Origin of the sequence: Corallococcus sp. CA047B, assembly GCF_003612065.1 — a bacterium.
Lineage (GTDB): Bacteria > Myxococcota > Myxococcia > Myxococcales > Myxococcaceae > Corallococcus > Corallococcus praedator.
This window is the reverse complement of sequence record NZ_RAWD01000483.1, coordinates 1-5192: the sequence shown is the minus strand read 5'-3', so window position 1 is coordinate 5192 and position 5192 is coordinate 1. Positions and strand designations below refer to the sequence as shown.

General features: G+C 67.7%; 6 protein-coding genes. 4 read left to right on the top strand and 2 right to left on the bottom strand.

Translation table 11 applies throughout. From position 1 onward, the window contains the following. The first annotated feature begins 223 nt into the window (after nucleotides 1-223). Genes D7X74_RS39430 through D7X74_RS43340 form a run of 3 tightly spaced genes read left to right on the top strand, consistent with a single transcriptional unit; the run spans nucleotide 224 to nucleotide 2868 of the window. Nucleotides 224-1885, top strand: a complete 1662-nt coding sequence (locus tag D7X74_RS39430) for an acyl-CoA dehydrogenase family protein (protein ID WP_120538091.1) — start codon at nucleotides 224-226, stop codon at nucleotides 1883-1885. Nucleotides 1886-1940: 55 nt separating this feature from the next. Then, entirely contained in the window at nucleotides 1941-2687 is a 747-nt protein-coding gene (locus tag D7X74_RS39425; protein ID WP_120538090.1) for a phytanoyl-CoA dioxygenase family protein, read from the top strand. A 13-nt stretch (nucleotides 2688-2700) separates the two neighbouring features. Beyond that, the gene (locus D7X74_RS43340) at nucleotides 2701-2868 is read left to right on the top strand and encodes a hypothetical protein (protein WP_158622361.1); all 168 of its coding nucleotides are present in this window, start codon (nucleotides 2701-2703) and stop codon (nucleotides 2866-2868) included. A gap of 429 nt (nucleotides 2869-3297) precedes the next feature. Here the strand turns inward: D7X74_RS43340 and D7X74_RS39415 are convergent, their stop codons facing one another. Together D7X74_RS39415 and D7X74_RS42810 are read right to left on the bottom strand one after the other, a co-directional pair. Further along, complete coding sequence (locus D7X74_RS39415) at nucleotides 3298-4047, bottom strand: hypothetical protein (RefSeq protein ID WP_233602448.1); 750 nt, start codon at nucleotides 4045-4047, stop codon at nucleotides 3298-3300. Nucleotides 4048-4177: 130 nt separating this feature from the next. After that, nucleotides 4178-4681 (bottom strand): hypothetical protein, encoded by a 504-nt coding sequence (locus D7X74_RS42810; RefSeq protein WP_147444557.1) that lies wholly within the window; start codon nucleotides 4679-4681, stop codon nucleotides 4178-4180. A gap of 314 nt (nucleotides 4682-4995) precedes the next feature. Here D7X74_RS42810 and D7X74_RS39410 point away from each other — a divergent pair. After that, nucleotides 4996-5192, top strand: a 197-nt coding sequence (locus D7X74_RS39410) for a hypothetical protein (protein WP_147446857.1), incomplete at its 3' end; no start/stop codon positions are given.

Sequence of the window (5192 nt, the reverse complement as noted above, 5' to 3'; positions counted from 1 at the left end):
GTGGTGGTGGGCGAGCGCGGGCGCGGAGGCGGCGCCAGGACGGGGCTTACCGGTGCGGCGGGCGTCTCCAAGGGGGTGACGCTGCGGTTGGGGTCCTGCTCGGCGTCCTGGGAGGACGGACCCGCGCCAGGAGGGGGCCTGCGGAAGAAGTCGGTCATCACGGCTCCGGCAGAGGGGAGGCCACTCTACCCCACCGCCCGTGGCGGGGTGATAACTTCGGGGCATGAGCTTCTTCCAGGCACCCCCCGGACTTGGCAACCAGTACGACGACGACGCGTTCCTGCAGGGCTATCTCGCCCGGACCCTGCCGGAGGACCTGCGCCGCTCCATCACCGACGACTTCCGCGAACTGGGAGAGCTGGGCGGCAAGCACTTCTACGAGTTCCAGCTCCGCGACCGGCTGAACGAGCCCGTCCTGACGCAGTGGAACCCCTGGGGCCAGCGCATCGACCACATCGAGGTGACGCCGCTGTGGAAGGAGGCGGAGGCGCTGACGGCGCGCAAGGGCCTGGTCGCGGTGGCCTATGAGCAGAAGAGTGGCGCGCTCAGCCGCGTGCACCAGTTCGCGCTGAACTACCTGGTGCAGCCGTCGCTGGATGTCTATTCGTGTCCGCTGGCGATGACGGACGGCGCGGCGCGCTCGCTGTTGTCGCTGGGCAACCAGCAGCTCATCGATCACGCCCTGCCCCACCTGACGTCGCGCGACCCGGCGACGTTCTGGACTTCGGGCCAGTGGATGACGGAGCGCACGGGCGGCTCGGACGTGGGCCTGACGCTGACGGAGGCGCGCCAGTCCCCCGAGGGCTGGCGGCTGTACGGCACGAAGTGGTTCACGTCCGCGACGACGGCGCAGATGGCGCTGACGCTGGCGCGGCCCCAGGGCAACGGCCCCGGTGGCAAGGGGCTGGCGCTCTTCTTCGTGGAGACGCGGGACGCGGCGGGCCAGCTCAATCACATCCAGATCAACCGGCTGAAGGACAAGCTGGGGACGCGCAAGGTGCCCACGGCGGAGCTGACGCTGGACGGGACGCTCGCGACGCCGGTGGCGGGGCTGACGGACGGCATCCGCAACATGGCGATGATGCTGAACGTGACGCGCACCTGGAACGCGATGGGCGCGACGTGGAGCATGCGGCGCGCGCTGGCGCTGGCGCACGACTACGCGAAGCGCCGGGTGCAGTTCGGCGCGCCGCTGTCGGAGAAGCCGCTGCACGTGGACACGCTGGCGGGGCTGGAGGCGGAGTTCCAGGCGGGCTTCCTGCTGGCGTTCCGGGGCGTGGAGCTGCTGGGCAAGTTGGAGACGCGCACGGCGACGGAGCAGGAGCAGCTGTTGCAGAGGCTGGTGACGCCGCTGGCGAAGCTGACGACGGGTCGGCAGGTGGTGCACGTGACGTCGGAGGTGACGGAGTCTTTCGGAGGCGCGGGGTACGTGGAGGACACGGGCCTGCCGCGCATCCAGGCCGACGCGCAGGTGCTGTCCATCTGGGAGGGCACGACGAACGTGCTGTCGCTGGACGCGCTGCGCGCGCTGGCGAAGGAAGGCACGCTGGAGGCGTACTTCCACGAGGTGGAGGGCCGGCTGTCGAAGGTGACGGACGTGGGCCTGCGCCCGTGCGTGAAGACGGCGCACGACGCGCTGGAGCACGCGCGGGTCTGGGTCTCCAGCGCGATGGCGAACCCAACGACGATGGAGGCCGGGGCACGGCGGTTCTCGCTGACGCTGGGGCGCACGCTGGAATTGGCGCTCCTGAGCGAGCACGCGCAGTGGTGCCTGGACCACGGGCACGGGCCGCGCACGCGCGCGGCGGCGCGGCGGTTCCGGCAGAACGGCGTGGACCTCATCCAGGATGAAATCGACCTGGATGATTCGCGGCTGCTGGGGTGAGGCGGGGCTCGGGACAGGTGCACTCGGACGGCGCCCCCATTAAGAAGCGGGCGCCATGTCCGTCCTGAGTCCCGAGCAGTGCCAGCGCTTCGCCGCCGATGGGTATCTCGTCCTGCCGTCCTTCGTGGAGGGTGGGACGTGCGCCCGGATGCGGGCCTCCATCCTGGAGCAGCTCGCCTCCGGTGAAGGCCCGGTGGAGTACGAGGCCGACGTGGCCTATCCGGGCTCCCCGGCCAGCCGGACGGAGGAAGGCGGACGGACGGTGCGCCGGCTGCTGCGCGCGCACGAGCGTTCGCCCCTCTTCGCGGCCTGGTTCGACGACGCGCGGATGCTGGAGGCCCTGGGTCAGTTGCTGGAGGGGCCGGTGGTGCAGGCGCGGGCGCACCACAACTGCGTCATGACCAAGCAGCCGCGCTACTCATCGGACACGGGCTGGCACCAGGACGTGCGCTACTGGTCCTTCGCGCGGCCGGAGTTGATCTCCACGTGGTTGGCATTGGGGCAGGAGACGCCGGAGAACGGCGGGCTGAAAGTCTTGCCCGGGACGCACCGGATGACCTTCGCGCCGGAGCGCTACGACGAACGTCTGTTCTTGCGGCCGGAGCTGCCGGAGAACGCGGCGCTGATCGCGGATGCCCAGTACGTGCGGCTGTCCCCGGGGGACGTGCTGCTCTTCCACGCGCGGCTGTTCCACGCGGCGAGCCGCAACCACACGGTGGACACGAAGTACTCGGTGGTGGCCACGTACCGGAAGACAGACAACCTGCCCATTCCCGGTTCACGTTCTGCAAAGGCAGACTGACGCCGCCTCAGCCATGAGCGTCATCCACGAAAGAAAGCGGGCCCGGCATCGGGAGCTTCTGCTTCCGGTCCTCCAGGACATCCTGAATGACTGCGCCGTGATGCCGAACGAGGACTGCGCGGACCTCATCGTCAGCATCGACGCGCTTGAGTTCAGGGTGAGTATTGATACCGCTCAATGATCTTGCCCTCGGGGGAGACGGCATAGAGTTCAAACCAATCGAACTCGAAGTTCCCGCCAGGACCAATGCCCTCACAATGGTCGACCCGTCGGTTCACGCGAACAATGTAGGCGCCTTCGCCCCGACCTACGACCACCTCCAGAGCCCGAGCCGTGAAGATGCACTCCTCCCGCCGAGACGGAGGAAAGTGACTCAAGACATCCTGGAGGGCGGCGTGGGACGCCAGAACCGCGGGCCCATCCAGGGTCGCGATGGGCTGCAGGTGTTCTGGCCACTCAATGCCGCTGGCGTCAGGGCTGCCTTCGACAAGGCCCGCCCGTCTCTCTGGGACTGCACACGACGCCACCGCAGCCGTCGCTGCCCATGCACAAACGCGAAACAGATCGCGAGTGTATGGGCAGCGGAGCCGCGACATCCCGTGCGTCAGACTCAGCCCTGACCGAGGGCGTCTTCCACGTACCGGACGCCCTTGGCCGTGATGGCCTTGCCCTTCTTGGTGTCCTGCGCGTAACCGGCGTGCAGGCGCAGCGCCTTGGCGGCGTTCGGCGCGGCGTACGTCACGCCCAGCCCGCTCCAGAAGCGCGACGTGGTGCCCGACGTGATCTCCACGTCCAGCGACCGCGCCAGGTACAGCGGGATCAGCGAACGCAGGAGCTGGTCCTTCTCCTTGCCCGCGGAGACCAGGTCCTTCTGGCGCGCGTGGCCTCGCAGCGCCGTCTCCAGCACCGACACCGCGTCCTCGCTCGCAGGCTGCGCCGCGGACTTCCTCGCGGGAGCCTTCTTGGCGGCGGCCTTCTTCGCCGGAGCCTTCTTGGCGGCGGCCTTCTTCGCCGGAGCCTTCTTGGCGGCGGTCTTCTTGCCCGCTGCCTTCTTCGCCTTGGGCGCCCGCTTGCGCAGAGCCGAGGGCACCAGCTCCATCCGGCCCTCGAACGGAATCTCCACCACCGTCCCGTCCACCTGCCGCTCGGGCATGGTGTTCCGCATGGACGCGATCACCTCGTGCACGGAGGCACGCGGCGGCTCGGAGTGCATGGGACGGGAAACACGGGTCGGCTGCGGCTCACTCGCGGGCGGCTTCCCCTGCGCGTAGTACCGCACCCAATCGCTCGCCTCTTCCACTGCTTCCTTGAGGCCCACGCGATCGAGCAGCGACCCCAACCACCGAAGACTGTTGCGCACTTGGAGAACCCTCCCGTTCTGATCCACGCTACTACAACCCGGACGGACGCAACCTATATCCCCAGCAATACGGGTTCTTCCATGCCCTCGTGGGTATCCCTGACGTTTCACACCGTCCCGAACACGCCATTCACGGGAACAGACGTGCAGATGTAGCGCCTTGATCCAGCGCTTCACGGCCTTCCCCCAAGGACGGAACCGCACCTTGCGCCAAGCCCCGGCTCCCCACCGAATCGCCAGCATCGGGCTTGCCCTGTTGCTGCTTCCGGCATGCGCGACCACGAGTCGACCCCGCACGCCCATGCGCCACACCCAGTGCCGAGCCACCCCCACGGTCGAGGACTGTCACGCCGCTGCGGAAGAGATCGATGACACCTGCCTCCGTGAATGCGTCCAGCTCCAATGCAGTGGAGTGCTCGTGAAGTGCAGTGACTACATTCAGCAAAAATGCCGGGATGACGGAAAGAAAAGCAGGGGCGCTATCGGCGGCTTCGTCTTCCAGGGCACTCAGACCTGTCGCAAACCCAAGTCGGAGATCTATTGGTGCGAACTTCCCTTGTCCGAGCAGTGCCGAGCCCAAGCCATGGTCCATGAGCTGGCGCATTCCTGCGGATGGCAACACGGCGATGGCCATGGCGTCCCCGGCAACCATGGAGAACTCAGATGCAGATGAGCCACTCGGCCTTTGTCTTCCTTGCGGCGTCGCTGCTCTTCGTTCCCGCCTGCCGTCGCGTCGTCCCACCGCCTCCCCCTCCAGCAGCGACATCCGCTGCGCGTCCGCTCTTCGAACTCCAATCCCCCCGATATGACGGTGCCACTCTCGCCGGACGCGTCCTGATTGGCTCCGAAGAAGGGACCATCACGCTGGATCGGCGACTCCTGGAGAACAACACGTTGGACATTGTCGCGGTCCTCGACTGCGCGACGACACAACCGCTGGAGTTCCTGGTGGCGGATCGATTCCCTCCGCCTCCCCGTGAAGAAGACTTCCTCAAGTTGGAACCCGGCTACTGGTTCGGGGCCGAGGTCGGCTTCCCACTCTTCGACGAACAGCTCAACGGCAAGCGGGGACCGGACTGCGTCGACATCACGCTGACCTTCCACCCGGAGCCCCCCACCCCAGCCGTCACCACCAGGGTTCGCGC